At 67.4% G+C, this 24,371-nt stretch carries 25 protein-coding genes and 1 tRNA gene; 15 read left to right on the top strand and 11 right to left on the bottom strand.

Features of this window, described 5'->3' with window-relative positions:
• Nucleotides 1-356 precede the first annotated feature (356 nt).
• Together ACFV15_RS18435 and ACFV15_RS18430 are read left to right on the top strand one after the other, a co-directional pair.
• Nucleotides 357-1,268, top strand: a complete 912-nt coding sequence (locus ACFV15_RS18435; RefSeq protein ID WP_378351672.1) for a PaaX family transcriptional regulator C-terminal domain-containing protein — start codon at nucleotides 357-359, stop codon at nucleotides 1,266-1,268.
• Nucleotides 1,264-2,046 (top strand): enoyl-CoA hydratase/isomerase family protein, encoded by a 783-nt coding sequence (locus ACFV15_RS18430; RefSeq protein ID WP_378351713.1) that lies wholly within the window; start codon nucleotides 1,264-1,266, stop codon nucleotides 2,044-2,046. Before ACFV15_RS18435 ends, ACFV15_RS18430 begins: the two co-directional genes overlap by 5 nt.
• Nucleotides 2,047-2,067: 21 nt before the next feature.
• Here ACFV15_RS18430 and ACFV15_RS18425 read toward each other — a convergent pair whose 3' ends face one another.
• The 4 genes from ACFV15_RS18425 to ACFV15_RS18410 all read right to left on the bottom strand — a co-directional run bounded on the left by ACFV15_RS18425 (nucleotide 2,068) and on the right by ACFV15_RS18410 (nucleotide 5,721).
• Nucleotides 2,068-2,676 carry a TetR/AcrR family transcriptional regulator gene (locus ACFV15_RS18425; protein ID WP_378351671.1) on the bottom strand — a complete coding sequence of 203 codons (609 nt, stop codon included), beginning with the start codon at nucleotides 2,674-2,676 and terminating at the stop codon, nucleotides 2,068-2,070.
• A 77-nt stretch (nucleotides 2,677-2,753) separates the two neighbouring features.
• Nucleotides 2,754-3,635 carry a CU044_5270 family protein gene (locus tag ACFV15_RS18420; RefSeq protein ID WP_378351670.1) on the bottom strand — a complete coding sequence of 294 codons (882 nt, stop codon included), beginning with the start codon at nucleotides 3,633-3,635 and terminating at the stop codon, nucleotides 2,754-2,756.
• Entirely contained in the window at nucleotides 3,628-4,194 is a 567-nt protein-coding gene (locus ACFV15_RS18415) for an RNA polymerase sigma factor (RefSeq protein ID WP_378351669.1), read from the bottom strand. The genes ACFV15_RS18420 and ACFV15_RS18415 overlap by 8 nt, the downstream gene beginning before the upstream one ends.
• Before the next feature lie 66 nt (nucleotides 4,195-4,260).
• Nucleotides 4,261-5,721: an amino acid permease gene (locus ACFV15_RS18410; RefSeq protein WP_378351668.1), complete on the bottom strand. Its 1,461-nt coding sequence runs from the start codon at nucleotides 5,719-5,721 to the stop codon at nucleotides 4,261-4,263.
• A 149-nt stretch (nucleotides 5,722-5,870) separates the two neighbouring features.
• Between ACFV15_RS18410 and ACFV15_RS18405 the strand changes: the two genes are divergently transcribed.
• The 7 genes from ACFV15_RS18405 to ACFV15_RS18375 all read left to right on the top strand — a co-directional run bounded on the left by ACFV15_RS18405 (nucleotide 5,871) and on the right by ACFV15_RS18375 (nucleotide 14,937).
• Nucleotides 5,871-7,019 carry an NAD(P)/FAD-dependent oxidoreductase gene (locus tag ACFV15_RS18405; protein ID WP_378351667.1) on the top strand — a complete coding sequence of 383 codons (1,149 nt, stop codon included), beginning with the start codon at nucleotides 5,871-5,873 and terminating at the stop codon, nucleotides 7,017-7,019.
• 9 nt (nucleotides 7,020-7,028) lie between these two features.
• Nucleotides 7,029-8,168 (top strand): Glu/Leu/Phe/Val dehydrogenase, encoded by a 1,140-nt coding sequence (locus ACFV15_RS18400; RefSeq protein WP_378351666.1) that lies wholly within the window; start codon nucleotides 7,029-7,031, stop codon nucleotides 8,166-8,168.
• Nucleotides 8,169-8,238: 70 nt separating this feature from the next.
• Nucleotides 8,239-8,592, top strand: coding sequence for a hypothetical protein (locus tag ACFV15_RS18395; RefSeq protein ID WP_378351665.1), 354 nt, complete (start codon nucleotides 8,239-8,241; stop codon nucleotides 8,590-8,592).
• A gap of 47 nt (nucleotides 8,593-8,639) precedes the next feature.
• On the top strand, nucleotides 8,640-9,539 hold the full coding sequence (locus ACFV15_RS18390; protein WP_378351664.1) for a LysR family transcriptional regulator: 900 nt from the start codon (nucleotides 8,640-8,642) through the stop codon (nucleotides 9,537-9,539).
• 98 nt (nucleotides 9,540-9,637) lie between these two features.
• A complete protein-coding gene (locus ACFV15_RS18385; RefSeq protein WP_378351663.1) occupies nucleotides 9,638-11,887 on the top strand; it encodes a glycosyl hydrolase family 18 protein in 2,250 nt (749 codons plus the stop codon).
• 115 nt (nucleotides 11,888-12,002) lie between these two features.
• On the top strand, nucleotides 12,003-13,643 hold the full coding sequence (locus tag ACFV15_RS18380) for a glycosyl hydrolase family 28-related protein (protein WP_378351712.1): 1,641 nt from the start codon (nucleotides 12,003-12,005) through the stop codon (nucleotides 13,641-13,643).
• Between the two features lie 112 nt (nucleotides 13,644-13,755).
• Nucleotides 13,756-14,937 (top strand): alginate lyase family protein, encoded by a 1,182-nt coding sequence (locus ACFV15_RS18375; protein ID WP_378351662.1) that lies wholly within the window; start codon nucleotides 13,756-13,758, stop codon nucleotides 14,935-14,937.
• Nucleotides 14,938-14,957: 20 nt separating this feature from the next.
• Here the strand turns inward: ACFV15_RS18375 and ACFV15_RS18370 are convergent, their stop codons facing one another.
• Nucleotides 14,958-15,728 carry an ATP-grasp domain-containing protein gene (locus ACFV15_RS18370; RefSeq protein WP_378351661.1) on the bottom strand — a complete coding sequence of 257 codons (771 nt, stop codon included), beginning with the start codon at nucleotides 15,726-15,728 and terminating at the stop codon, nucleotides 14,958-14,960.
• Between the two features lie 150 nt (nucleotides 15,729-15,878).
• Between ACFV15_RS18370 and ACFV15_RS18365 the strand changes: the two genes are divergently transcribed.
• Nucleotides 15,879-15,952 (top strand) — tRNA-Pro (locus tag ACFV15_RS18365).
• A 239-nt stretch (nucleotides 15,953-16,191) separates the two neighbouring features.
• Here ACFV15_RS18365 and ACFV15_RS18360 read toward each other — a convergent pair.
• The 3 genes from ACFV15_RS18360 to ACFV15_RS18350 form a co-directional block, all read right to left on the bottom strand.
• Entirely contained in the window at nucleotides 16,192-16,710 is a 519-nt protein-coding gene (locus tag ACFV15_RS18360) for a hypothetical protein (RefSeq protein WP_378351660.1), read from the bottom strand.
• 20 nt (nucleotides 16,711-16,730) lie between these two features.
• A complete protein-coding gene (locus tag ACFV15_RS18355; protein ID WP_378351659.1) occupies nucleotides 16,731-17,399 on the bottom strand; it encodes a hypothetical protein in 669 nt (222 codons plus the stop codon).
• A gap of 74 nt (nucleotides 17,400-17,473) precedes the next feature.
• Complete coding sequence (locus ACFV15_RS18350) at nucleotides 17,474-18,121, bottom strand: TetR/AcrR family transcriptional regulator (RefSeq protein ID WP_378351658.1); 648 nt, start codon at nucleotides 18,119-18,121, stop codon at nucleotides 17,474-17,476.
• Nucleotides 18,122-18,198: 77 nt separating this feature from the next.
• Between ACFV15_RS18350 and ACFV15_RS18345 the strand changes: the two genes are divergently transcribed.
• From ACFV15_RS18345 to ACFV15_RS18335, 3 genes are all read left to right on the top strand, one after another.
• Entirely contained in the window at nucleotides 18,199-19,050 is an 852-nt protein-coding gene (locus tag ACFV15_RS18345) for an alpha/beta fold hydrolase (protein WP_378351657.1), read from the top strand.
• A gap of 103 nt (nucleotides 19,051-19,153) precedes the next feature.
• On the top strand, nucleotides 19,154-19,312 hold the full coding sequence (locus tag ACFV15_RS18340) for a hypothetical protein (RefSeq protein ID WP_378351656.1): 159 nt from the start codon (nucleotides 19,154-19,156) through the stop codon (nucleotides 19,310-19,312).
• A gap of 167 nt (nucleotides 19,313-19,479) precedes the next feature.
• The gene (locus ACFV15_RS18335) at nucleotides 19,480-19,983 is read left to right on the top strand and encodes a hypothetical protein (protein WP_378351655.1); all 504 of its coding nucleotides are present in this window, start codon (nucleotides 19,480-19,482) and stop codon (nucleotides 19,981-19,983) included.
• An 87-nt stretch (nucleotides 19,984-20,070) separates the two neighbouring features.
• Here the strand turns inward: ACFV15_RS18335 and ACFV15_RS18330 are convergent, their stop codons facing one another.
• Nucleotides 20,071-20,313, bottom strand: coding sequence for a hypothetical protein (locus tag ACFV15_RS18330; protein WP_378351654.1), 243 nt, complete (start codon nucleotides 20,311-20,313; stop codon nucleotides 20,071-20,073).
• 162 nt (nucleotides 20,314-20,475) lie between these two features.
• On the opposite strand from ACFV15_RS18330, the gene ACFV15_RS18325 reads away from it, so the two are divergent.
• Nucleotides 20,476-21,873 carry a hypothetical protein gene (locus ACFV15_RS18325; RefSeq protein ID WP_378351653.1) on the top strand — a complete coding sequence of 466 codons (1,398 nt, stop codon included), beginning with the start codon at nucleotides 20,476-20,478 and terminating at the stop codon, nucleotides 21,871-21,873.
• A 40-nt stretch (nucleotides 21,874-21,913) separates the two neighbouring features.
• On the opposite strand, the gene ACFV15_RS18320 is transcribed toward ACFV15_RS18325, so the two are convergent.
• On the bottom strand, nucleotides 21,914-22,054 hold the full coding sequence (locus tag ACFV15_RS18320; RefSeq protein WP_378351652.1) for a hypothetical protein: 141 nt from the start codon (nucleotides 22,052-22,054) through the stop codon (nucleotides 21,914-21,916).
• An 84-nt stretch (nucleotides 22,055-22,138) separates the two neighbouring features.
• Here ACFV15_RS18320 and ACFV15_RS18315 point away from each other — a divergent pair, with 84 nt between their 5' ends.
• The gene (locus ACFV15_RS18315) at nucleotides 22,139-23,293 is read left to right on the top strand and encodes a GyrI-like domain-containing protein (protein WP_378351651.1); all 1,155 of its coding nucleotides are present in this window, start codon (nucleotides 22,139-22,141) and stop codon (nucleotides 23,291-23,293) included.
• Between the two features lie 60 nt (nucleotides 23,294-23,353).
• On the opposite strand, the gene ACFV15_RS18310 is transcribed toward ACFV15_RS18315, so the two are convergent.
• Nucleotides 23,354-24,289, bottom strand: a complete 936-nt coding sequence (locus ACFV15_RS18310) for a LysR family transcriptional regulator (protein ID WP_378351650.1) — start codon at nucleotides 24,287-24,289, stop codon at nucleotides 23,354-23,356.
• Nucleotides 24,290-24,371 lie beyond the last annotated feature (82 nt).

The following is a 24,371-nucleotide window of genomic DNA, read 5'->3' as shown; positions in this document are numbered from 1 at the left end:
CTCTTCCCCGCCTCAGGTATCGGCGAAAATCCACGTGCGAGGCGACCACCTTACCGCTGCCCCGATCCGAAGATCCTCACCCTAGAAAGCCCGGCAAGTGTAGTGGCACCCGCAAAGGCGTTCTTCACCTAGTTGGCGGACCCCAGAAAACGCTCCGTGACAACTGCTTTCTTGCCCTCGGGCGGCAACGGGGCAAAATGTCCCGCTTCCGTTCATCGGGACGAAACTCGCGCCCGCCCCTCGGGCGTGCCTTTTCGGTTACTTGGCGAAACTCCGGACCGACTTGTCCCGCCCGATCGATGGCCTGGGTAGGCTGACCAGGTTGACGTTCCGTGAGCAGTGAGGCGGTGAGAGCGATGGCGGAGCCCGCCACCGACGCGATGGTCGGGGCTCGGTCGCGCACGACCGAGCAGAAGGGCGCCGCGCCGCGGCCGACCGTTTCCCGCCGCCGGGAGGTGAGCCACGCCAGTGCGCGCTCCCTGCTGATGACGGTGCTCGGCGAATTCGTCCTGCCCAGAGACAAGCCGGTCTGGACCTCGATCCTGGTGGACGTGCTCGGCCTGCTGGAGGTCGAGGAGAAGTCCGCGCGCCAGGCGCTCGCGCGCTCGTCGGCCGAGGGCTGGGTCGTCTCCGAGCGCGTCGGCCGCCGGGTCCGCTGGTCGCTGACGCCGCCGGGGCGCCGCCTGCTGACCGAGGGCGCGGAGCGGATCTACGGCTTCGGCAACGAGACCCGCAGCTGGGACGGCAGCTGGCTGATGCTGATCGTCTCGGTGCCCGAGTCGAAGCGCGACCTGCGCCATCGCCTGCGCACCCGGCTGACCTGGGCAGGATTCGGCTCCCCGGTGTCCGGGGTCTGGGTGAGCCCGGATGTCACGCGCCAGCGTGAGGCGCAGCAGATCGTGCACGACCTCGGCCTCGACACGCAGGCGATGTCGTTCACCTCGCACTACGGCGAGGTCGGCGAGCAGGAGACCATGGTCGCGCGCTCGTGGGACCTGACCGAGCTCAAGGACCGGTACGAGGACTTCATCGACAAGTTCACCGGCCTCAACCCGGCGGGCGGCGAGGCGGTGCTGCGCGCGCAGACCAGGCTCGTGCACGAATGGCGCCGCTTCCCGTTCCTGGATCCGCAGCTGCCGTCGGACCTGCTGCCGTCGAACTGGAGCGGGCTGAAGGCGGCCGAGCTGTTCCACAAGACCCACGTCGACTGGCGGCCGGAGGCCCAGCAACACTGGGACACGCTGGTCGACGCCGAGGAACAGGATTGACGCCTTGATTCAAGTGGAACGGGAAAGCGCCGGGCTCGCGGTGCTGACCATCGACGCTCCCCCGCTGAACCTCTACACCGCCGAGCTCCAGGACCGGCTCGCCGACGCGATCGGCGAGCTCGAGAACGACCGCCCGCGCGCGCTGCTCGTCCGCGCCGAGGGCAAGATCGTCAGCGGTGGCGTGGACGTGTCGCTCTTCGACGCGCAGAGCAGTGCCGCCGAGGCGAAGGTCCTGTTCGACCGGATGCTGTCCATTCCGGACCGGATCGCCGCGTTGGAGTTCCCGACCGTCTTCGCCGCGCACGGCTTGTGCCTGACGTGGGCGTTCGAGGTAGCCGTCGCGTGCGACATCATCCTGGCTTCCGAGCGCGCGAAATTCGGTCTGGTGGAACGGGTCGTCGGCCTGACGCCGACCATGGGCGGCACCCAGCGGCTCGCCGCGCGCGCCGGTGTCGGCCGTGCCAAGGAGTTCGTGATGACCGGCGCGACCTATGACGCGCACACGCTGGAGCGCTGGAACGTGGTCAACCGCGTGCTGCCCGCGGAAGACTTCGACGCCGCGTGCCGCGCGTTCACCGAGGACTTGGCCGCCGGGCCGACCAAGGCGCACGCCGCCACGAAGAAGGTGCTCGAGCACTACGAACACGGCGGCGTGGCGGAGGCCAACGCGCACATCACCACGATCGCCGCGGACTTGTTCGACACCGAGGACCTGCGCGGCGCGGTGAAGTCATTCCTCGCCGACGGACCGGGTAAAGCGACTTTCACCGGACGCTAAGACAAGCCTAAGAGAGACGGCTTAAGAAGACACGGTCGCGGAAAGCGCCTCGATGAACCGCGACAGGAACTGCCCATAGGCCGCTGTCATGTCGACGGCCTCCGGATCCAGCAGCCATTGGATCTGCAGGCCGTCCATGGTCGCCAAGAACAGCTGCGAGACCAGTTCCGGATCGACGTCGGCGCCGATCCGGCCGGCTTCCTGCGCGGCACGCACGTGTTTCGCCGCGATTTCCCTGCCCTTGGCGTACCGGTCGACGAAATACGCGTGCGCGGGATGCGACGGTTCACTCGCGGCCGTCGACAGGGTCGCGAAGAGCTGCACCAGATGTGGCTGGCGGACGTTGTGCGCGACCACCTGTTCGCTCGCACGCAGCCAGTCCATCCCGGTGACGCCCTCGGCCTTTTCGGGCTCGAGCGCCTGCTCGTCGCGATACCGGAGCACCGCCATCAGCAACTCCTCTTTCGAGGCGAAGTGATGGCGGAGCCCGGTATGCGAAATCCCGACCTGTGCCGCGAGTTCCCGCAGCGAAACGGCTTCGTATCCCTTGGTCGCAAAGACCTGCAGCGCCGCCCGGATGAGTTCTTCCCGCCGCGCGACCCCCGGCGCGTACGGCCCCCGAGCCCCCATCCGGCAACCCCTTCCGGCGAAATCTTGCCAACCGGCACGAATTCTAGTCAGGGCTTCGCGGCGCCGTCGTCACCCGGTCAGGGGTGGTCTCCGATCCTGTCCACGATCGCCCTGGTGACCACCGCGGTGTTCCGGCTCCCCAGGTACATCCCGGTTTTCGGGTCGAAGACCAGTATCATCGGCTTGGCGTCCTTCGAAGATCCGTGCGGGGTGGGCCAGGTGATACCGATACCCAGCCTGCCCATCCCGTCCTTCGCGTTTTCCACCACCGACAAGCCCGGCACCTTGGCCGCGGCGCGGAACAGCGCGGCGCGGGCAGCAGGGCGCAGGTACCGCTCGTTGGCGAGCGACGCGACGTCCTTGCCGAGTGCGTTGACGTCGCCTTCGGCCCCGCTGTGGTTCTTCAGCAGATAAGCGAGCATCGCGTCGGGGTCGGTGGGCAGGTCTCGCAGGTAGGAGGGTGACGGCTTGCAGGCCTCGAACAGCCCGGGTATCGGCTCGTCGCCCTTGATCACCTGAGCCTTCCCGTTGATGCAACCCGGCAGCGGGAAGTCGCCTTGTGACTGCTTGATGAGCCCGTCGTGCTCGCCGTCGACCGAAAGCCAGGACTCCCGCACGCTGTCGGGGTTCTGCGTCTTGGTGTAGATCAACTGGTCGGGACGTGGTTCCACATCGGGCGCGAGCAACGCCGCGGCGGCGGCCTCGGTCAGCACCCGCACGGGATCGGCCACCGCCTGCGGCGCGACCTCGTCGACGGGCGCGATCGCGATCACCGCGGTGATGGCGGCGGCGAGCCCGATCACGCCGGCCCCGCCCCAGACCAGCCGCCTGCGGCGGGTTCGGGGCGCCTGCGACGCGCCGATCGCCGCTTCGAGCCGCGCCCGGGCCGGTGCCAGTTCCGCCAGCGTGACGAGCGGGGTCTTGTCTCCTGCTTCTTTCAGCAACTGCAGCTCATCCATGCTGGGAAATCTCCTCAGAAGTCTTCAAACCGAGCGAGGCGCGGACCTTCTTGCGGGCGCGGAACATCCGCGACCGGACCGTCCCGACCGGGATGTCCAGCGCGGCCGCGACCTCGTCGTAGGCCAGTCCCTCGGTGGCGATCAGCACGAGCACGTCGCGGTCGCCTTCGGACAGCGTGTTCAGTGCCTGGGTGAGCACGTCGCCCATGGCCTCGGCGGTCACCTGCTCGGCGACGCGATCGGCGTGCCCGTCCTGGACCGGCTCCGGTCCGGTGACCAGCCGCAGGCGCGCCTGTTTGCCCTGGTCACGCCAGTATTGGCTGACCAGGTTGGTCGCGATGCCGTACAACCACGGCCGGGCGTCAGGCCTGGCCAGGTCGTACTTGCCGCGCTTGTCGAAGGCGATCAGGAAGGTGTCGCCGACGAGGTCGTCCGCGGCCTCTCTGCCGAGCCTGCGCGCGAGATAGCGGTGTATGTGGGGACCGTGGCGGTCGAAGATTGCGGCGAACCGGCCTGGTTCGCCTAGCGACGCCTCGATCACCGCTGCGTCTGAGCTCAAGTTCAGCCTCTCGCCGTGGGAGCGTTCACCCTGCTATTCGCGGCAAGAGCGAAACGAGTTCACGGCTCAGTCGGGCAGGTTCGCCAAATCGACCGATCCCCCAGGGCTGACCTTCCGCGCGTTGCGGTAGCCGTAACCAGCGTAAATGACCAAGCCGAGCACCAGCCAGACACCCAGCCGCCACCAGGTTTCGGCCTTGAGAAACGTCATCAGCCAGATGGAGAACCCGATGCCGATCAACGGCACGATCGGCATGCCAGGGCATTTGAACCCGCGCGGCAGGTCCGGGCTGCGGTAGCGCAGCACGATCACCGCGGCGCTGACGATGACGAACGCGAGCAGCACACCGATGTTGGTCAGCTCGGCAGCCTCGCGCACCGGCAGGAGCCCGGCGAGCACCGCGGACGCGCCGCCGATGAGCCAGGTCGCGCGATGCGGCACCCGGCGGCGCGGGTGCAGGCCGCCGAACCAGCGCGGCATCAGACCGTCTCGGCTGAGCGCGTACCAGAGCCGGGAGGCGCCCATCATGAACGAGAAGCTGACCGTCACGATGCCGAGCACCGCGCCGATCGCGACGATCGTGCCGACGCCGCCGAGCCCGACCGCCTCGAACGCGGCGGAGAACCCGCGCGCCGGGTCGACCTGCTGGTAGCCGACCATGCCGGTGAGCACGATGCAGGCGAGCACGTAGAGCACCATGCAGATGCCGAGCGAGAGCATCATCGCCTTGGGCAGATTCCGCCGTGCCTCAAGGGATTCCTCGGCCGCTGTGCTCAGCGCGTCGTAACCGAAGACGGCGAAGAACACCGTCGACGCGCCCGCGACGGCGCCGTCGAAGCCGAACGGCATGAACGGGCTGAGGTTCGCGCTCTGCACCTTGGTGATCCCGACGATCACCACCAGCAGCACGATCGCGATCTTGATGACGGTGAGCACGACGTCGACCCGCGACGAGGTCTTCGTGCCGCGGTTGAGCAGCCACGCGACTCCCAGGCAGATCAGCACCGCGACCAGGTCGATCTTGTGGCCGGCGCCGGTTCCGGGTGCGCCGAGCGCCCACGCGGGCAGATGGACACCGATGTCGTCGAGCAGGAAGCCGACATACCCCGACATGCCGATCGACACCGCCGCCACGATCGCGGTGTACTCGAGCAGCAGGTCCCAGCCGATCACCCAGCCGACGATCTCGCCGAGCACCGCCGCGCCGTAGGTGTACGAGGACCCGGCGCGCGGAACCAGCCCGGTGAACTCGGCGTACGCGAACGCCGAGCACAGCGAGGCGACGCCCGCGATCAGGAACGACAGCAGCACAGCGGGCCCGGCGATGTCGCGGGCGACCGCGCCGGCCAGGCTGAAGATCCCGGCACCGATGATCGCGCCGACCCCGATCAAGGTGAGCTGGCCCAGCCCGAGCACCCGGACCATGCGGTGCCCTGAGTCCGGCTCCGCAGCGGGCAGGGTCCGGCGGAAGATCCCGCGCGGTCCGGTGCTCAGAAATCCTGATTCGCGTTCGCCGAGCCGGCTCATGGGCGCCTCCCAGATCGTTGTGGGTGACTTTCACCGTTTCGCCGAGTTCGCGAAAGGTTCACGAGCCCGCCGATGGATGACGCTGAGCCCCAGATCTACTGGCACTGAACAGCTCGCGCCCGCACGGTCCGGCGTCATACGGTCACTGTATGGAAATGCGTGACACGGCCGAGGTAGTGATCATCGGCGGTGGGGTGGTCGGCGTCAGCGCCGCCTTCCACCTCGCCGAGGCGGGGATCGACGTCCTGCTGCTCGAACGCGACGAGCTCGCGTCCGGCAGCACTTCGAAGGCGGCGGGCGGGGTCCGCGCGCAGTTCTCGGACCCGGTCAACATCGCGCTCGGCGCGCGCAGCATCGAGTTGCTGGAACGGTTCGCGCAGCGGCCGGGCGGCGAGATCGACCTGCACCAGCACGGCTATCTCTTCCTGCTCGACAAGCCGGGCGACGTCGCCGCGTTCACCGCCGGCGTCGCCGTGCAGAACACGGCAGGCGTGCCAAGCCGCATGCTGGAGGTCTCCGAAGCACTCGCCTTGTCGCCGATCATCAGCACCGAGGGCCTGCTCGCGGCCGCGTATTCGCCGCGCGACGGGCATTGCACGCCCGAGTCGGTCGTGCAGGGTTTCGCGCAGGGTGCGCGACGGCTGGGCGCGACCATCCGGCGGCACTGCGCTGTCACCGGCATCGAAACCACCGGCGGCCATGTCTCCGCGGTGCACACCACCGGCGGAACCGTCCGCACCTCGACGGTCATCTGCGCCGCGGGCGCGTGGTCGGCCGAGGTCGGCGAACTGGCGGGCGTCGACCTGCCCGTGCGGCCGCTGCGCCGCCAGATCCGGGTGACCGAGCCGATTCCGGACCTGCCGCCGGATCTCCCGATGACCATCGACTTCGCCACCACGTTCTACTTCCACCCCGAGGGCGCGGGCCTGCTGATCGGGATGTCCGACCCCGAGGAGGAGTTCGGCTATCACCTGTCGACCCACGACGGCTGGCTCGAACGGCTCGGCTCGGCGGTGCTGCATCGCGCGCCGAAACTCGCCGAAGTCGGCATCGCGCACGGCTGGGCCGGGCTCTACGAGATCAGTCCCGACCACAACGCGATGATCGGCCAGTCCGTTGACGTCCCCGGTTTCTTTTACGCCACCGGGTTTTCCGGGCACGGCTTCGGCCAGGGGCCCGCCGTCGGCGAGGTGCTGCGCGATCTCGTGCTCGGCGAAAAACCTTTTGTCGACGTGTCCACATTGGACGCGCAACGTTTCACGGGAAACAAGATCAAGCTCGAACACAACGTCGTTTAAGGACTTTGAGTGGACTTGCTGCAGAGCATGGACGAGTGGGGCCCGGAAAAGATCGTCTGCGTTTCGGACACGAAGACCGGGATGCGGGGCGTGCTCGTCATCGACAACACGGCGCGCGGGTCCGGCAAGGGTGGCGTCCGGATGAGCCCGGACGTGTCTGTCAACGAAATCGCGCGGCTCGCCAGGGTGATGACGTGGAAGTGGGCCGCCGTCGATCTCTTCCACGGCGGCGCGAAGGCGGGCATCGCGGGCGACCCGAACGGCCAGGACAAGGAACGCGTGCTGCGCGCGTTCGCCCGCAAACTTGCTGATCAGATCCCCTCGCAGTACGTCGCCGGACTCGACATGGGCCTGACCGAGCGCGACGCGGCGATCATCCAGGACGAGCTCGGTGACCGCGGCGCGGCCGTCGGCGTGCCGGAGGAACTCGGCGGCGTGCCCTACGACAAGCTCGGCGTGACCGGGCACGGCGTCGCCGAATCGGCCGACGCGGCGTTGTTCCGGATCGGCCGATCGTCCTCGGGCGCGCGGGTTTCCATTCAGGGTTTCGGCGCGGTCGGCGCGGCGGCCGCCCGGCGGCTGCACGAACTCGGCGCGCAGGTCGTCGCCTTGTCGACCGCGGACGGCGCGGTCTACTCCCCCAGCGGCCTCGACGTGCCGAAGTGGCTTGACCTGCGCGCCGAACACGGCGACGCGTGCGTCCAAGCCGCGCCGCCGCATCACCGGATCGAGGCGGGCGCCGAACTGCTCGTCGACTGCGACGTGCTCATCCCCGCCGCCCGCCAGGACGTGCTCGGCGTCGACCTCGCGCCGGAAGTCAAGGCACAGCTGATCATCGAGGGCGCGAACCTGCCGACCACGCCCGCCGCGCGCCAGGTGCTCGCCGGGCGCGGCGTCACGGTCGTGCCGGACTTCATCGCCAACGCCGGCGGCGTCATCGCGGCGGCCTTCGCGATGGACGCCAGGCACTCGCCGTTCCGACCCGACCCGGCCGCGATCATGACCTCGGTCGCCGAACGCGTGCGGCGCAACACCGATCAGGTGCTCACAGCGGCCGAGCGATCCGGGACATTGCCGCACGCGGCGGCCATCTCGATCGCGCAGGGCCGCGTCCGCGCCGCGATGGAACTGCGGGGTCGGCTGCCCTGATCAAATGGCTGGCGCACCAGTCAAAACGCCCGTTAGTGTTCGCTCTTCGAACGAGCGCGAGGGGAATACAGTGATTCAGGCTGCGCCGACCACGGTGCTGTGGCGCCCGACCGGCCCCGAGGAGCACGAACTCCTCCGCCAGGCCGCCTGGCGAGCCTGGCCACGCCGGCTCCCCGAGCAGCCGATCTTCTATCCGGTGCTCAACGAGGACTACGCGATCAAGATCGCCCGAGACTGGAACGTGCCGCATCACGGTGTCGGCTACGTGACCAAGTTCCACGTCGAGTCGGAGTTCCTCCAGCGCTACCCGGTACGACAGGCCGGCGGCAAGACCATCCTCGAACTCTGGGTTCCCGCCGAGGAACTCGCCGAGTTCAACACGCACATCGTCGGCCTGATCGAAGTCGTGCACGAATTCCGCTAGCCGAACCGGGTGTTGGCTTCACGCGCCGCGACGCCTAGTGTCACGGCGTGCTCAACCCGATCCACCTGCGCACACTGCGCGAATGCGTCCGTACCAGATCGTTCGCGGAGGCCGCGCGGAGTCTCGGCTACACCGCGTCGGCCGTCTCGCAGCAGATGATGCTGCTGGAACGGGCGGTCGGCGCGGCGTTGTTCGAGCGCTCGGCACGCAGTGTCCGGCCGACCGCGGTCGGCCGGCTGCTGGCGGAGCGCAGCCAGGACGTGCTCAGCGCGCTGTCCAAGCTGGAGAGCGAAGCCCGCGCGATGGCGCTCGGCGAGCACGGCACGCTGCGGCTGGCGAGTTTCGCGACCGCGAGCGCGCGGGTGCTGCCGCCGGCACTGGCCGAGATCGTCGCGCGCTGCCCCGGCGCCGAGGTGGAGCTCGACGAGGGTGAGCCGGACGAGGTGCTGGGCGGTGTGGTGGACGGTTCGGTCGACCTGGCGCTCGTGTTCGAGTACGACCTCGACGCGCGCGAATGGCCCATATCGTTGCACCGCACGGAACTGCTGGCCGAGCCGCTGACCATCGCGGTGCCGTCGGCGCACGCGGCCGAGGGCCCCGACGTGGATCTCGCCGAGCTGGCCGGCGAGTCATGGATGTGCACGCGCGAGGACACCGCGGGCGCGCGCTCGCTCGGGCGGCTGGCTCAGGCTGCGGGGTTCACTCCGCGCATCATCTTCCGCAGCAACGACTACACGGTGTTGCGCGACCTCGTCGCGCGCGGGCTCGGCGTCGCGATGCTGCCCGGCCTGGCCGTCTCCGGCGAGGACATCCGCGCGCTGCGGCCGTCAGGGGTGACCGCGAGCCGCCGGGTGCTCGCGGTGCATCGGCCGAATAACGGCAATCCGCTGCTGCCGGTCGCGCTCGACTGTTTGAAACTCGCCGCCGCGACGTCACTGCGTGTCTAGACCAGACGAAGTGGTCTAGACGTTTTCCGATCGGCGAGTTACCTTCATTTGTGGTCTAGACCACAGTAGGCACCTCCTTAGTCGCTAGGAGAACAGCCATGAGACGTACCCTCCGCCGCTTACTCGTCGCGTTCGCCACGCTACTGCTGGCGACAACCTCGTTCAGTCCACCCGCGCTCGCCGCGGGCAGCCTCAAAGCCACGCTGGTGATGACCGGGAACACCGGCGAATACACGGTCACGAACAGCGGCACCGCCGCGGTCAGCAACTGGGCGATCACCTTCCAGCTGCCGTCCGGCGTCACCGCGACCTCCGGCCAGCACGGCACGGTCAGCCAGTCCGGCACCCAGGTCACCCTCACCCCGGCGTACTACATCGCCACGCTGCAACCGGGCCGCTCGACCTACCCGTACAGCCCGACCTTCCAGCTCAGCTCGGCCGCGCAGCCGACGCAGTGCCGGGTGGACAACGCCAACTGCGACGGCTCCCCCGACACCCCGCCGTCGGCGCCCGGCAATCTACGCGCCACCGTGAAGACGACGACCACGGTCACACTGGCCTGGAACGCCTCAGCGGCAGGCTCACTGCCCGTCGCGGGCTATGACGTCTACAAGGGCACCGCGATCACCGCCTCGGTCACCGGCACCACGGCCACACTCACCGGCCTCACCGCGAACACCTCCTACACGTTCACGGTGAAAGCCAAGGACACCAAGGGAACCGCGTCACCGGCCAGCGCGCCGCTGACGGTCACCACCAACAACCCCGGTGACGACACGCAAGCGCCGACCGCGCCGGGCAACCTGCGGTCGACCGGCGCCGACTCGGGCAGCGTGACGCTCGCCTGGAACGCCTCGACCGACAACACCGGCGTCGTCGCCTACGACGTCTACCGCGGCGGCGCGCTGGCCGCCACGGTCACCACGACGACCGCGAAGATCAGCGGACTCGCACCGTCCACTTCATACACTTTCACCGTCAAAGCCCGTGACGCCTACGACAATGCGTCCGCCGCGAGCAACGCGCTGACAGCGTCCACAACGGACATCGTGAGCGGCTACGCGCGCGTCGGCTACTTCGTGCAGTGGGGCATCTACGGCAGGCAGTTCTTCGTCAAGAACCTGCAGACCTCAGGCGCGGCGTCGAAGCTGACGCATCTGCTGTACGCGTTCCAGAACATCGACCCGGTCAACCTGACCTGCCTGTCCGGCGTCACCAAGGGCACCACCGCCAACCCGCAGGACCCGAACCAGGGTGACGGCGCCGGCGACGCGGAAGCCGACTACTCGCGGCCGATGTCGGCGGCGCAGTCGGTCGACGGGGTCGCCGACACCGGCTGGGAGTCGCTGCGCGGCAACTTCAACCAGCTCAAGAAGCTCAAGGCGGCCAACCCGAACCTCAAGGTACTGGTGTCACTCGGCGGCTGGACGTATTCGAAGTACTTCTCGGACGTCGCGGCCACCGACGCCTCGCGCAAGAAGTTCGTCTCCTCGTGCGTCGACACCTGGATCAAGGGCAACATCGCGCCGTACGGCGGCGCGGGCGGCCCCGGCACGGTGGCGGGCATCTTCGACGGCATCGACATCGACTGGGAATGGCCGGGCAGCCCCGACGGTCACCCCGGCAACCACTGGAGCGCCAACGACAAGCAGAACCTGACCGCGCTGCTCGCCGAGTTCCGCACGCAGCTCGACGCGTACGGCACGACCACCGGCAAGCGGTACCAGCTGCAGGCGTTCACGCCCGCGGACCCGGGCAAGGTCTCCGGCGGCTGGGAGGTCGACAAGATCTTCCAATACCTGGACGTGGCGAACGTGCAGGGCTACGACTTCCACGGCGCGGGCAGTGACAACTCGTGGGAGCCGAACCGCACCGGGCACCAGGGCAACCTGTACGCCGACGCGGATGACCCGTATACCAACAAGTTCAGTGTCGAGGCCGCGATCAAGGCCTACACCGACAAGGGCGTCAATCCACGGAAGCTGACACTCGGGCTCGCCTTCTACGGCCGCGGCTGGCAAGGCGTGGCCTCGGGCGGCAAGAACGGCGAATGGCAATCCGCGACCGGTGCCGCGCCAGGGCAGTTCGCCGAGGAAGCGGGCACGCGCGGGTACTCGAACCTCATCTCGTCGGTACCCGGCTGCACGGTCTACCACGACACGGCGGCCGTCGCGACGTCCTGCTACACCGGCAACAACGGGCAGTGGTGGACGTTCGACGACGCCTGGTCGATCGCGGCCAAGACGGCCTGGCTCAAGAGCAAGGGCCTGCTCGGCGTGATGGCCTGGGAGATGTCCGGTGACGCCGGCGGCACGTTGATGAACGCCGTCGACGGCGGATTGAAGTAGGCAGAGGTCGTGAGTGTTGCCGACGGTTCTGGCCGTCGGCGACACTCACGACCATTTCCCGCTCATCGCGACATTTACATCCGATGTCTCACGGACTTACCTTTTGCGCGTGGAGATGCAGCGAAGGAAGTTCCTGATGGGCGCACTGGCGGCGACGTACTCGGCGAGTGGAACAGTGCCCGCACTGGCGTCTCCCGACGAAAGCTCCGATCTTTGGCGTGAATTCGTCCGTGACCCGTACCGTCATCCGCAACTCCCGAACGTCGCCTACGCCGGATACCGGACAGGGCAGCGGCTCCCGCACGTACCGGTCCACGCGAACGTGCTGGCGTACGGCGCGAAACCGGACGGCTCGGCCGATGCGGCCCCCGCCATCAACCGCGCGATCGAGCAGGTCGGCAAGCGTGGCGGCGGCGCGGTGTACCTGCCACCGGGCACTTATCGCATCGACGACATCGTGCGCATCGGCTACGACAACGTCGTACTGCGCGGCGCCGGGCGCGAGAAGACGAAACTGTTCGCGACCAAGTCGCTCGAAGAGATCATCGGCATCAACCGCAGCCGTTACGGCGGTGGAGACAACTCCGCGTGGAGCTGGTCAGGGGGCCTCGTGTGGGTCTGCCATCGCGACCGCTACCGCGACCTCGTCACGGCCATCCAGGCCCGCGACTGGCCGTTCGAAGGCTGGACCGGCAACGAGGGCGACGCGACCAAGCCGATCGCCAAGATCACCACGCCCGCGGCGCGCGGTGCGTTCACCCTGACCGTCGACGACGCGCGCGGGCTCTGCGCGGGCCGCCGGGTACTGCTGCAACTCGACGACACCGCCGACTTCAGCCTGCTGCGGCACATGGCGGGCGACGTTGCGGGCACCGCGGCGTACAAGTGGTCCGACAAGGGCAAGCTCCTGTCGTACCGGCCGTTCCAATGGCCGGTACGCATCGAAGCGGTGCGCGGCAAGCAGATCAGGCTGAGCCAGCCGTTGCCGCTCGACGCGCGGCCGGAGTGGCAGCCGCGACTGACCACCATGGTCACGCCGGTGAGCGGGTCCGGTGTGGAGGACCTGACCATCCAGATGGTCAAGACCGTGCGGCCGCCGCACCTGAAGGACAAGGGCTACAACGGCCTGGTCTTCCAGTGCGCGTGGGACTGCTGGGCGGACAACGTGTCGGTTGTGGACAGTGACAACGGCTTCCTGCTCGTGGCGGCGAAGGGCATCACACTGTCGAGGACGCGGGTGTCCGGGCGCGGCCAGCACCATTCCTACGCCTGTCGCGAGCAGTCCCATGACAACCTTGTCGAAGACTTCGGCATCGCCAAGTTCACCGAGACGACGCCGGGGTCGACGCACCACGGCATCAACGTGGAGGGCCTGTCGTCCGGCAACGTCTGGTCGCGCGGCGTCATGGAGGCAGGCACCTTCGACACCCACCGCGGACTGCCGTTCGCCAACGTACGCACGGAAATCACGATCTTGAACGACGGTTCGCACGGCGGCAGCGCGGACGCGGGCCCGCTGTACGGCGCGCGTTTCGCTCACTGGAACATCACGGTCACCAATGAGCGGGCAGGTTGCGTGAAAATCGACAACGTGGCACCGTGCAGCGCCACCGTGGGAATCTCTACCGTGCGTGACTTCGGGCAGATCGACAAACCCGATTTCACCGGCGATCTGAACGCACGCCTGGAAAACTACGGCACGACGGCGATCTCGCCGTCGAACCTCCACCAGGCGCAACGTCGCCTGCGCGGCTGATCCCGCCATTCACATATGTGTTTATTCAGGTAAAAAACTAAGACCTTGACTGTCTTGGTTTAGACCATTCACACTGCATGACACAGCACAACTCCTTCCCTGCAAAAGGAGCATGATGTTCGTACGTCAACGTGGACTCCGAATATCAGCGGTGGCACTGCTCGTCTCGCTCGCTGTCACCGCGACCGGAGTGGAAAGCACGGCCGCTCCGGCGACCTTCGCCCATCCCGGTGTCTTGGTCAGCAAAACCCAGCTCGATTTCGTCAAAGGCAAGGTCAACTCCGGCGCCCAGCCGTGGAAGAGCGCCTACGACCAGATGATGGGCAGCGGCTACGCGTCCCTGAGCCGCACACCGAAACCCAGGGCGATCGTCGAATGCGGTCCCTATTCCAACCCCAACTACGGCTGCACCGACGAGCGCCAGGACGCGATCGCCGCGTACTCGTTGGCGCTGGCCTGGTACATCACCGGCGATTCCCGCTACGCCACCAAGTCCATCGCGATCATGGACGCCTGGTCGGCCACCATCAAGAGCCACACCAACTCCAACGCCCCGCTCCAGACCGGCTGGGCGGGCTCATCATGGCCACGCGCCGCGGAGATCATCAAGTACACGTATTCGAGCTGGCCGAACTCCGGCCGGTTCGCGACGATGCTGCGCAACGTGTACCTGCCGGTGGTGATCAAAGGCAGTAACAGCAACGGGAACTGGGAACTCAGCATGCTGGAGGCCGCCATCGGCATCTCCGTGTTCCTGGAGGACAAGGGCAGCTACGACACGGCCGTGACCAAGTTCCGCGCCCGCGTGCCCGCCTACATCTACCTGACCACCGACGGCTCGCAACCACGCGTGACGCCGGGCAGCGGCCTCGACACCAAGGCCAAGGTCATCCAGTACTGGCAGAACCAGAGCACCTTTGTGGACGGACTCGCCCAGGAGACCTGCCGCGACTTCACCCACACCGGCTACGGCATCGCCGCGATCGCCGACTTCGCGGAGACCACCCGTATCCAAGGCCAGGATCTCTACCCCGAGATCGGCACCCGTCTCCGCCAGGCGCTCGGCTTCCACGCCAAGTACGAACTCGGCGCGGCCGTGCCGTCCTGGCTCTGCGGCGGCAAGCTCAACCTGGGCCTCGGCCCGGTCACCGAGGTCGGCTTCAACGCCATGCACACCCGACTCGGCAACGACATGCCCAACACCCAGCAGCTCACCGAATCCAGGCGGCCGGCGGGCACCAACGCCCTCTTCGTCTCCTGGCAGACCCTGACCCACGCGAACAACCCGTACTGACGGTTTCGTGAGGGCCCCGATCAGCTCGGGGTCCTCACGAACCGGCGGTCCCGCGGCGAGACCTCGTCGAGCGGCCCCGCGGACCTGAGCACGACATCCAGCACCTTGTCGAGATCCGCCATGTAGTACTCGGAGAACCAAGCCATGTTGGCCTCGACGATCGCCGTCCGCCCAGCCACCACGCCGACATCGAGCACGACCGCGCCGGGCAGCTCACCGCCATGTTCGCCGAGGTACCGGCCCGCGAATTCCAGTACCTCGGCGGGCACAGTGTCACGCGGTCCGGGATCCAGCCTCCCCCAGGTCGCGTATCGCGACGCCGCGTGCACAAGCCCGTCGAGCAGGAACAGCCGATACTCACTCGCGAACTCGACGACTTCGCTGACCAAGACCGGCGTGTCCTCGGCCAGACTCCCGGTCGCTTCCCGCAGGTCCGTCCCGTCGCGATAGACCTGTGCGGCGAACCCCTTGTCACTCGGCGGCTTCACGAACGCCTGCCCGTCCAGCGCCCATGCCTCACCGAGGCTCATCGCCGCGACAGTCCGCCCAGCGAACTCCGGCGGCACGTTCGGCAGCCAGTCATCAGCGGGCTCCAGCAACCCGATCGCCAGCTCCCCCGCGAGCCGCTCCCCCACCTTCGGCCCGCCGTAGTAGTGCGTTGAACCCAAGCGCCCTTGACCCCCAGTCAAGTGCGTCACGACCTCAAGACCTCGCCAAGCGGCGACCCGCGCCAGCGGCCCGACGGTCGGCAGCACCCGCGGCGCCACCACCAGCGTCCGTTCTTTCCCCATCGGCCCACCCTGTCAGCTGTCGATCACCGGCGCACCCGAATTTGACTGTTAGTGCAGGTCAGGCACACAGGGTGACCTGGTTGCAGCGGCCTCTGAGCGAGGCGCTAAAGTACTCACATCGCCTTCCGGGGAACACCCGGAGGACGGGTCCGGGCTGTGGCGCAGTTTGGTAGCGCACTTGACTGGGGGTCAAGGGGTCGCAGGTTCGAATCCTGTCAGCCCGACGGACAACAGAGCCGCTTGACTTGGGTGAAAGCCCAGGTCAGGCGGCTTTTGTGCGTGTGCGACCCGCACCGCAGGCGGCCGAGGCGAGACCCGCTTGGGTACCATTTGGGGACCAGCCCCGGGGACCACCGCGTCTAGCCCCCTTGACCCGTGCTGACGTTGGCTCCAGTACTCGTGCTTCGGGCGGCGAAACCTGCCTTCGTTGCTGGCGGCCAGATTCTGGCTCCGGGCAACGAAATCACGCAAAAAAGAACGCCCCGTCTTGGTTCAAGGCCGAGCGTTCCCAGGTTTTGCTCGTTGCGATCAGACGGCGCGGAGACGACCTGATCGTGGCGCGCGCAGGTGCTTGCTCAGCAAGTCCCCCGCATCCGCAACGGACTGGCGATCCGGATGCAGGTGCCGCTGTGTTGCCTCGAGCGAGCCGTGGCCGGCGATCTTCCGGATCCCGGTCGGCCATGACGATGCGGCACTCGACCAGCTCACGGATGTCCTCGATCAGCGGCACCTTCCGGGCCCGATTGCCTTTGGCGCCCTTGTCCACCAGCCCACCCGGCGCCGTGGTGGTCTGCCGGCGAATCTGCCACGACCACGACGAGGTATCGATGTCCTTTACCCGGCAGCCCGACACTTCACCGATCCGCGCTGCCGTGCACGCGGCGAACATCACCACATCGCCCCAGCCGCGGTACTTGTTGGACGACCGCGCGACCAGTGCGTCCGCCAGGGCTGTCAGCGTGTACCAGTCCGCGAGCGCCAACGAACGCGGATCCCGCAGATTCAGCCGAGCTGGAACCGCTGTACTCCAGCGCGGCCGAGAAGAGTGCCCGTCGCTTCGGCCATCGCCTGAGCGGCCGGACCGATGCGGTGGCCAGTCAGCCGCCGGCCGTTCTGATCTTTGACGCGAGCCGGACGAGTGGTGGCGATCAGCGCCGACCGAACCGCCCGCGTTTGCCGCAGGAGGGTCTGGTGCGTGTCGGCACCGACTTCGTCCTCCGACCAGCGGACGGCCAGCCTGCCGGCAGCAAAGTACGCATCCCCTTGCGGATGTTGGTACCCACCGTCGTGATCGCAGTACGTACCGCCGGGATCATGCCGGCGCGTCGAGCGCAGGAGTTGGACGGTGGCAGCGACTGGTGGCCCGTCCGGTAGCGGGACGCCATCGGCGAGCGTGACGGTTGGTGGCAGGCTTGCGCCGATCGGCAGGTGCAGGAACACCTGAACTCCCCGTCCGCCACAAGCCATCGCGTTTGCCAGCGATCCGTGCAAGTGGGTGGGGTGAAGTCCCAGCGGTCCTGGCTGCGAGCACCGCCACGCGGCACCAGGGAATGTGTCGCGCAATGCCGAGTCGAACGCGCCTTCGTCCTCGGGCAGCAGCCAGGTTCCGACATTCATGGTTCGGAAGCCCGTGTACGCCATCACCGGACGATATGTCATGCCGATGAGCAACCGCGGAAAGAAGATGGCACGAGATTGAGACTGATCATGGCGACATCATGCGCGGCGAGAACCTACCTGACTGGCTATTTTCTCGCGGGCCGCTTCGGCTCCGTCTCACTTGCGAAGCGGAGATGAGATTGGGCGTCTGGGTGATCGTCGCTGATTCCCGCGAGTAGCCAGCCGAGTCCGTGCTCGAAGCTGGACTGCATTTCCGCGGCGCTCGGCCGGCGCTCGGATCCGCCTGTGGCCGGCAGGTGTCGGGTGAAGGCGGCGAAGCCGATCGTGTAGACGATCAGGACCCGCAGTGCGTCGGATGCGGTGGGTTCGGGAACGCCGGCCCGGCGGAGCAGGTCCAGGGTGACCTCGCCGAGCCGTAGGGCGTTGGGGCCGTGTGCGCCTTGGCGGCTCAGGTATAGCGGCACGAGGTCAGCGTGGCCGACGAGTACGTCGTAGGTCGACGTCATCAGTTGGTGCAGCCCCAGGGCCGGGTTCTCGACGGAAGGCGTGAGCACGGCGACCTCGCCGAGTACGTCGTCGAGCAGGGCGTCTACCAACGCGGTTTTGCTGGCCACGTGGCTGTAGAGGGCATTCGGGGCGACGTCCAGCCGGGCGGCCAGCATCCGCATGGTCAGGCCCGCGATGCCGTGCTCGGCCAGCAGTTCCCGGGCCGCGCTGAGCACCGCCGCATGGGTGAGGCCGGCCCGGTGGCCTGGGGAACGTCCGTGGTCCATCGTTGAACTGTACAGCGTCCAATACAAACTGTACAGTGTCCATTACAGAGTTGGACACTGTACAGTTTGGTGGACGGATGACGAACTTCGCTGACTTTGCCGACGACACCACGGCCGGGCTCTCTGTGACCCACGGCGGCACCGGGTATCCAGTTCTGCTGCTCCACGGTTTCCCGCAGACCCATCTCGCCTGGCGGCACGTAGCCACGTCCCTGGCCGAGGATTTCCACGTGATATGCCCGGACCTGCCCGGCTACGGCGCCAGCGCCCCACCGCCGGCCGGATACGCCAAGCGCACCACCGCCGCGACCACGGTCGCGATGATGCGCGAACTCGGTCACGACCGGTTCGCCGTCGTCGGCCACGACCGTGGCGCGCTGGTCGCGTTCCGTGCCGCGCTCGACCACCCGGATGCCGTTACCCATCTCGGCGTGCTCGACGTGATCCCCACACTGGACAACTGGGCCGCGCTCACCGGCGCCGTGGGCGTGTTCGGCTTCCACCTGTACCTGCTCGCCCAGCCGTCCGACCTGCCCGAGCGGATGATCGCCGCCGACCCGGACACGTTCTTCGGGCACTTCCTGGACACCTGGGCGGCCGACCCGATCCCCGCCGACGTCCGGGCCGCCTACCTGGCGACGACGCGAACCCCCGAGGCCATTCACGCCATCTGCGAGGACTACCGCGCCGGCGCGTTCGTGGACCCCGGCCATGACCAGGCCGACCGGGACGCGGGCCGCCGGCTGACCATGCCGGTACTGGCGATGTGGCAGGACCCCAGCGAGGTGACTCTGCCGTTCGACCCGCAGCAGGTGTGGGCCCGATGGGCACCCGACCTGCGTACCCAGGTCCTGCCCTGCGGCCATTTCCTTCCCGAAGAACGCCCCAAGGACGTCACCGCCGCCATCCGCGCACTCCTGACTCGGTAATGGACAGTTCGGAAACGAAAGAGTCACGCGGCACCTCGCGTTCACGCGAGTTTGGACTGCGCGTCCGCAGAACGCCGCCTCGACGACCACTGTGGACAGTGCGTTGGCATCATGGAGGCACCGGCGGGCACTCGGGACGGCGAGCCGCGATATCTGGAAGACGTTGCCCAGAGAAGACCTCCGACGCGTCATGCAGATACTGGCGCGTGGTGAACTGGTCGAGATCGAAGGCCTCGACCAGCAACCGGGCTACGGTTCGTAGCGGTCCCAGCACAACGCACTCTCATGCCGCGAGTCGCGGAGTTGTCATGCCGCATCCGCGACACGCCCAGCACATCACGAACTAACAGCTGGAGTGCTAACCGCCCGGAACACTCACGAGCCTCCGTGGCGGGAGGGGTCCCGGGCCCCGTTCCTACCCTGCGTTCCATGGTTCGATTCCGTGACTTGGTCCTGGTCGTCATCGCGTTCGCCGCAGTGGGCTGCGGCCCCGACGTCCCGGCCGCGGCACCTGCGACAACGTCCGGTACTCCCGCGCTCCCGACCACAACTGGCGCCAGCGCGCCCACGACCATCTCAGCAACACCGCCGTCTACACCGCCGACAACGTCAAGCGTCGCACTGCCGCCGTTTCCGTTGGACGGCACCAACCTGAAGTCCTGCGAGGACGGCGAGTGCGAGGTCCGGGTGAAGCGCAACGCGACGATCAACGCCGGGGCGGGCCGTCCGACGTTCAAGGTGGTCAAGATCAGCTCGGCCGGTGTGGACTTCCAGCTGCGCTACCCGGACGGCAAGCGCGCGACACTCACGCTCGGTCCCGAAGACGGTTCCTACGCCGGTTTCGGAGAGCCGATGAGCTTCAAGATCAGCCTGGAGAGCGTCGATGACGACGGAACGGCGGTCCTCGAAGTCGGCCCCTTGAAGGGCTCCTGACCCGGCTCGGCCTCGTGCGCGTTGCGGGTGGGTTCTCACCCGGTTCTCACCGCCCGCAACGCGCACGACAGCAGAGAACAGCGGAGATCAGCCGCCGATCGACCAGACGTACAGGGCCCAGTACTCCGACTTCAGGCCCTCCGCGGGGACGTGCTTGCACTCCGCGCCGACATCACTGCTGCGGTACGTCGCCGCGGCGCGCTCGCACTCCCACTCCGTGCCGTATGTGCCGTGGGTCGGCCGGTCGGCGGCCGCCATGCCCGCGGCAGAAGCCAGCAACGCTCCAGAGATGGCGGTCAGCACCGCGAATCGCCCCAGTGTCTTTTTCATGGACGCATAGTCCACAGTCGACGGATACGCCCGCAACCTTTTCAACCAGGTGTGAATCCGGTCGGCTGCGCAAAGTACGCCCGGCGGCTCGCCCTGGGCGGGATCTGGGCGGCCGATGGCCGATCATGTCGGCGACTTGCACGAGGCACCAAGGGGATGACGATGGCGTTCGCGGACCACCTGGACGAGACGGTCGAAAGGATCATCGACAGCGCGATCGAGTTCTACTTCGATGTCTACGAGTGGTACCCCAACCTGCAGGGCAACTACCAGCGGCGACACGGCCTCGGGGACCCAGAGATCACGCCGCCAGGTAAGCCGTCGCGGACGTCGGGCGGCCAGGTCCTCAACCGCGGCTTGCCCGGATATGTCGAGGACTTCGAATTCGGCTCCGGGCACGACGCGGGCACGCTGATGTACGCGCACTTCGAGAACACCATCCGCGAGATGTTCCAGCCGTGGAAGAAGATCCCCACCCCCTCGGACTTCGACGGCTACCTCGACGTCCTCCGGCACGGCGCCTGGACCCTCTCGCTCAGCAGCACCGGTGACAAGGTCAGCAAGGTCGGCAACGCCAAGCTGGACCCCGTCAAGTATCTGCAGGAGAAGATCTGCGGTGACGACATGGGCGGGAACATGATCTACCGGTTCGCCCAGAATTTCTGCGTCCCGCTGCCGACGGTCATCCAAGGCCAGTACACCCTCGCACTGCTCGCCGGCGTGACCCTGTGCGGCGAGCGGGAGATCTGGTCGAAGGCGCAGCAGGACATCCAGTCCATCGCCGACAAGATGTACGAGGCGATGCAAGACCGTGGCAAAGCCGTCTCGGGGGACCTCAGCACCGTCACCGCGCTCTTCAGCCTCGCCGCGGTGTTCCCGACCCCGGCGTCCCCGGTGCTGGCGGGCGTCGCCTCGGCGCTGCCCGCGCTGGAGAAACTCATGAACGCGGGCAGCACGCCCAGTAAGCAGGAAGTCGAGTACGGCGCCGGCACACCGGACAAGGTGATCGCGAAGGGCGTTGAAGCGCTGAAGACACTGGCGCAGACGATCAGGAACTGCGAGAACGACCTCAAGGCGTCGATCAAGAGCGCGATGGAGACGGTCACCAGCGAGCCCGACTCCTTCAACATGCCGTCGCCGACGCTGCTCAAGGAGACGAAGCTCAGCGAGATGAAGGTCAACCTCGACAGCCTGCGCTTCATCGCCACTTCCACATTGCCGCTGATCGAGAAGGAGCTCAACGAGGCGGCGGACCTGATCGCGGCGGGGTCCCGCTGCACCGGCCCGTGGTACCGGACAACCGAGATCAACGCGTCCGACTCGCCGGAGGGGCCGATGGAAGCCTGGTTGGCGCTGGTGAGGCTGGCCGAGGAACTCACCCTCGACCTCGCCTGGGAGGTCAGGGAGAGCTCGGCCCACCTGGAGATCGCGACCGACCGGATCGGCCAGACCGAGGCCGAGACCGAGGCGGCCCTGCGCCGCCACGCCACCAAGCTCAGCGAAGTCGAGCGCAACAACCCGATCGACCGCGCCGATCACTGGCTCGACCACGAACGCTGACCTTGTGCGTGTCGCGGGTGGTCAGAACCGCCCGTCACGATCATCGCGGTGAGCCCGGAGCTGGACCGCCTGCGGCGCCGGTGGAGGCCGTGACCAGCTTGGTCACGCACGGCAGCACGGCACGCGACATCGCCGAGGCGACGAGGGTGTCGATCGCCCAGGTCACGGCTGTCCAGGCCATCAGCTCCGCTCACCCGCACCACCCGCAAGCGCAGAGCCTGGGAGAACCAGGCGACCAGCACTATTCTAATGCTAGAATAGTGCCGTGTCCCTCACCCTGACCGACGGCGAGCTGACAGTGCTCGGGCTGCTCGTCGAACAGCCCCGCCACGGCTATGACCTGGAAAAGGTCATCGAAGAGCGTGGGATTCGCGCATGGACGGCGCTCGGCTTCTCCTCGATCTACTACGTGCTCGACAAACTGTCCAAGCGCGGCTTGATCGAAGCGGCGGGCGCTCCATCATCCGCGAAGGCGCGCACCACCTTCCGTGTCACAAGGTCGGGTCATGAACTGTGTGCTGCCGCCACGCGGGAGGCGCTGACGACCCTGACACCGATGCGGGCGCGCGTGCTGATCGCGATGGCCAACAGTCCCGGCCTGCCGGACGCGGACGTGGTGACCGGACTGACCCGGCGCCTGGAGGCGGTGCGGAAACAACTCGAGGACGTCCGGGCGGCTCGCTCCAGGCAGGAACCCTTGCCCGGTGCCGCCTCCGCGATCTTCGACTACAGCGAGGCCATGCTCAGCGCCGATGCCGGCTGGACCGAAACCACGCTGGGCGCTTTGGTAAAGGAGACCGCGGTGGACAAGTACGACATCAAAAAGGCCCACAAGCAGCTCTACTCCCCGTCTTCCAAGGGATTCACCGTCGTCGAGGTGCCCGAGTTCCGGTACATCGCAGTCGATGGCCGAGGTGATCCGAACACCTCACCCACGTACGCGAACGCGGTCGAAGCCCTGTACGGGGTGGCGTACACGCTGAAGTTCACCAGCAAGAAGACACTCGGCCGGGACTTCGTGGTCGGCCCGCTGGAGGGACTGTGGCGAGCCGACGACCCCACCGTGTTCCTGACACGGCGCAAGCAGCTGTGGGAGTGGACCATGATGATCAGTCAGCCGTCCTGGATCACCGACGACATGATCCAGGCCGCGATCCATGATGTCTCGAAGAAGAAGGCCCTCCCCGCGCTCGAGGACGTCAGGCCGCTCACCCTCGTCGAAGGGACCTGCGTCCAGATCCTGCACATCGGCTCCTACGACGACGAGACGCCCACGCTGGACCGCCTCCACAACCACTATCTGTCCGAGAACGGCCTCACCTTCAACGGCGACCATCACGAGATCTACCTCAGCGACGCACGCAGAACCCCGCCCGCCAAGCTCAAAACGATCTTGAGGCAGCCGGTCAAGACCGTGTAGGTCGCAAAGCTCAGGTGTCGGCGGAGCAGGACACGAGGAGCGAATCGCTGTCGCTTTCGTTCACCCCGGCTCGCCGTCTTTCAGTAGGGAGCGGGTGCCTCGGGGAAGGATGGCGGCATTGGCGAGATACCGGGTGATGGCATCGCGCAGAGCCCGTACGGCCCTGGACGGTTCGACGTCCTGGCGGCTGGCGAGCCGCACGACCCGGCTGAGCCCTGGCTCGGCGAAGCGGGTGACGCGAAACCTGTCCCTGACCACGGTGCTCGGTACGACGGCGATCCCCATACCGGCCCGCACGAACTCCAGCACGGCGTCCATCTCGCCGCCCTCGATGGCGAACGACGGTTCGAACCCCTCGGCACGGCAGGCGTCGACGGTGGCGTCGCGCAGGTCGTAGCCGCGGCGGAACATCACCAGCGGCCGGCCGTCGAGGTCGGCGATCCGCATCCGGGCCCGGCGCACCGGCGGCGGCCGGTCCTTGGCGGAGATCACGACCAGTTCCTCGATGAGCAGCGGACGCGTGGCCAGCCTGTTCTGGTCGTGCGGCCGCGAGTCGACGACTATCGCCAGATCCAGCGCGCCTTCGGACAAATCGGTCTGCAGGTCGCGCGAACCACTCTCGTGCAGTGTGAGCTCGATCCCAGGGTAGGCGGCCCGGAACTCGGCGAGCATCGCGGGCAGCAGGCCGGTGCACAGGCTCGGCGTGGCACCCAGCCGCACTCGTCCACGCCCCAGCTCGTCGAGTTCCCGCACGGCCTGGTACGCCGATTCGGTGTCGGCGAGGATGCGCCTGGCGAACGGCAGCAGGGTCTCCCCCGCCTCGGTCAGCGAGAGATTTCCCCGTATCCGGTGGAAAAGCTCGGCGCCGACGTCGCGCTCGAGTGCGCGTATCTGCTGCGAGAGCGAGGGCTGGGCGACCCGCATCAGCTCGGCCGCGCGGGTGAAGTGCCGGGTGTCGGTGACGGCCACGAAGTAGGCGAGCTGATGGAACTGCACCCGACTATCATAGGCACAGCCTCTGCTGATGAGACTTAACTTCTGTTTGCCCTCTGGTCGGCCCAGGCCTAGCGTCGGCTGG

This window comes from Amycolatopsis sp. NPDC059657 (assembly GCF_042734395.1).
In the GTDB taxonomy this organism is placed as follows: Bacteria; Actinomycetota; Actinomycetes; order Mycobacteriales; family Pseudonocardiaceae; genus Amycolatopsis.
The sequence above is the reverse complement of the archived record's forward strand: the minus strand, read 5'-3'. Positions and strand labels throughout refer to the sequence as shown.

Excerpts from the sequence above, each read along its gene's own strand:
- ACFV15_RS18320 (WP_378351652.1), bottom strand. The coding sequence starts at position 22,054 with ATGGCCTGGACAGCCGTGACCTGGGCGATCGACACCCTCGTCGCCTCG.
- ACFV15_RS18425 (WP_378351671.1), bottom strand. The coding sequence starts at position 2,676 with ATGGGGGCTCGGGGGCCGTACGCGCCGGGGGTCGCGCGGCGGGAAGAA.
- ACFV15_RS18435 (WP_378351672.1), top strand. The coding sequence starts at position 357 with ATGGCGGAGCCCGCCACCGACGCGATGGTCGGGGCTCGGTCGCGCACG.
- ACFV15_RS18325 (WP_378351653.1), top strand. The coding sequence starts at position 20,476 with ATGGCGTTCGCGGACCACCTGGACGAGACGGTCGAAAGGATCATCGAC.
- ACFV15_RS18375 (WP_378351662.1), top strand. The coding sequence starts at position 13,756 with ATGATGTTCGTACGTCAACGTGGACTCCGAATATCAGCGGTGGCACTG.
- ACFV15_RS18380 (WP_378351712.1), top strand. The coding sequence starts at position 12,003 with ATGCAGCGAAGGAAGTTCCTGATGGGCGCACTGGCGGCGACGTACTCG.
- ACFV15_RS18420 (WP_378351670.1), bottom strand. The coding sequence starts at position 3,635 with ATGGATGAGCTGCAGTTGCTGAAAGAAGCAGGAGACAAGACCCCGCTC.
- ACFV15_RS18370 (WP_378351661.1), bottom strand. The coding sequence starts at position 15,728 with ATGGGGAAAGAACGGACGCTGGTGGTGGCGCCGCGGGTGCTGCCGACC.
- ACFV15_RS18345 (WP_378351657.1), top strand. The coding sequence starts at position 18,199 with ATGACGAACTTCGCTGACTTTGCCGACGACACCACGGCCGGGCTCTCT.
- ACFV15_RS18405 (WP_378351667.1), top strand. The coding sequence starts at position 5,871 with ATGGAAATGCGTGACACGGCCGAGGTAGTGATCATCGGCGGTGGGGTG.
- ACFV15_RS18410 (WP_378351668.1), bottom strand. The coding sequence starts at position 5,721 with ATGAGCCGGCTCGGCGAACGCGAATCAGGATTTCTGAGCACCGGACCG.
- ACFV15_RS18335 (WP_378351655.1), top strand. The coding sequence starts at position 19,480 with ATGGTTCGATTCCGTGACTTGGTCCTGGTCGTCATCGCGTTCGCCGCA.
- ACFV15_RS18330 (WP_378351654.1), bottom strand. The coding sequence starts at position 20,313 with ATGAAAAAGACACTGGGGCGATTCGCGGTGCTGACCGCCATCTCTGGA.
- ACFV15_RS18350 (WP_378351658.1), bottom strand. The coding sequence starts at position 18,121 with ATGGACCACGGACGTTCCCCAGGCCACCGGGCCGGCCTCACCCATGCG.
- ACFV15_RS18385 (WP_378351663.1), top strand. The coding sequence starts at position 9,638 with ATGAGACGTACCCTCCGCCGCTTACTCGTCGCGTTCGCCACGCTACTG.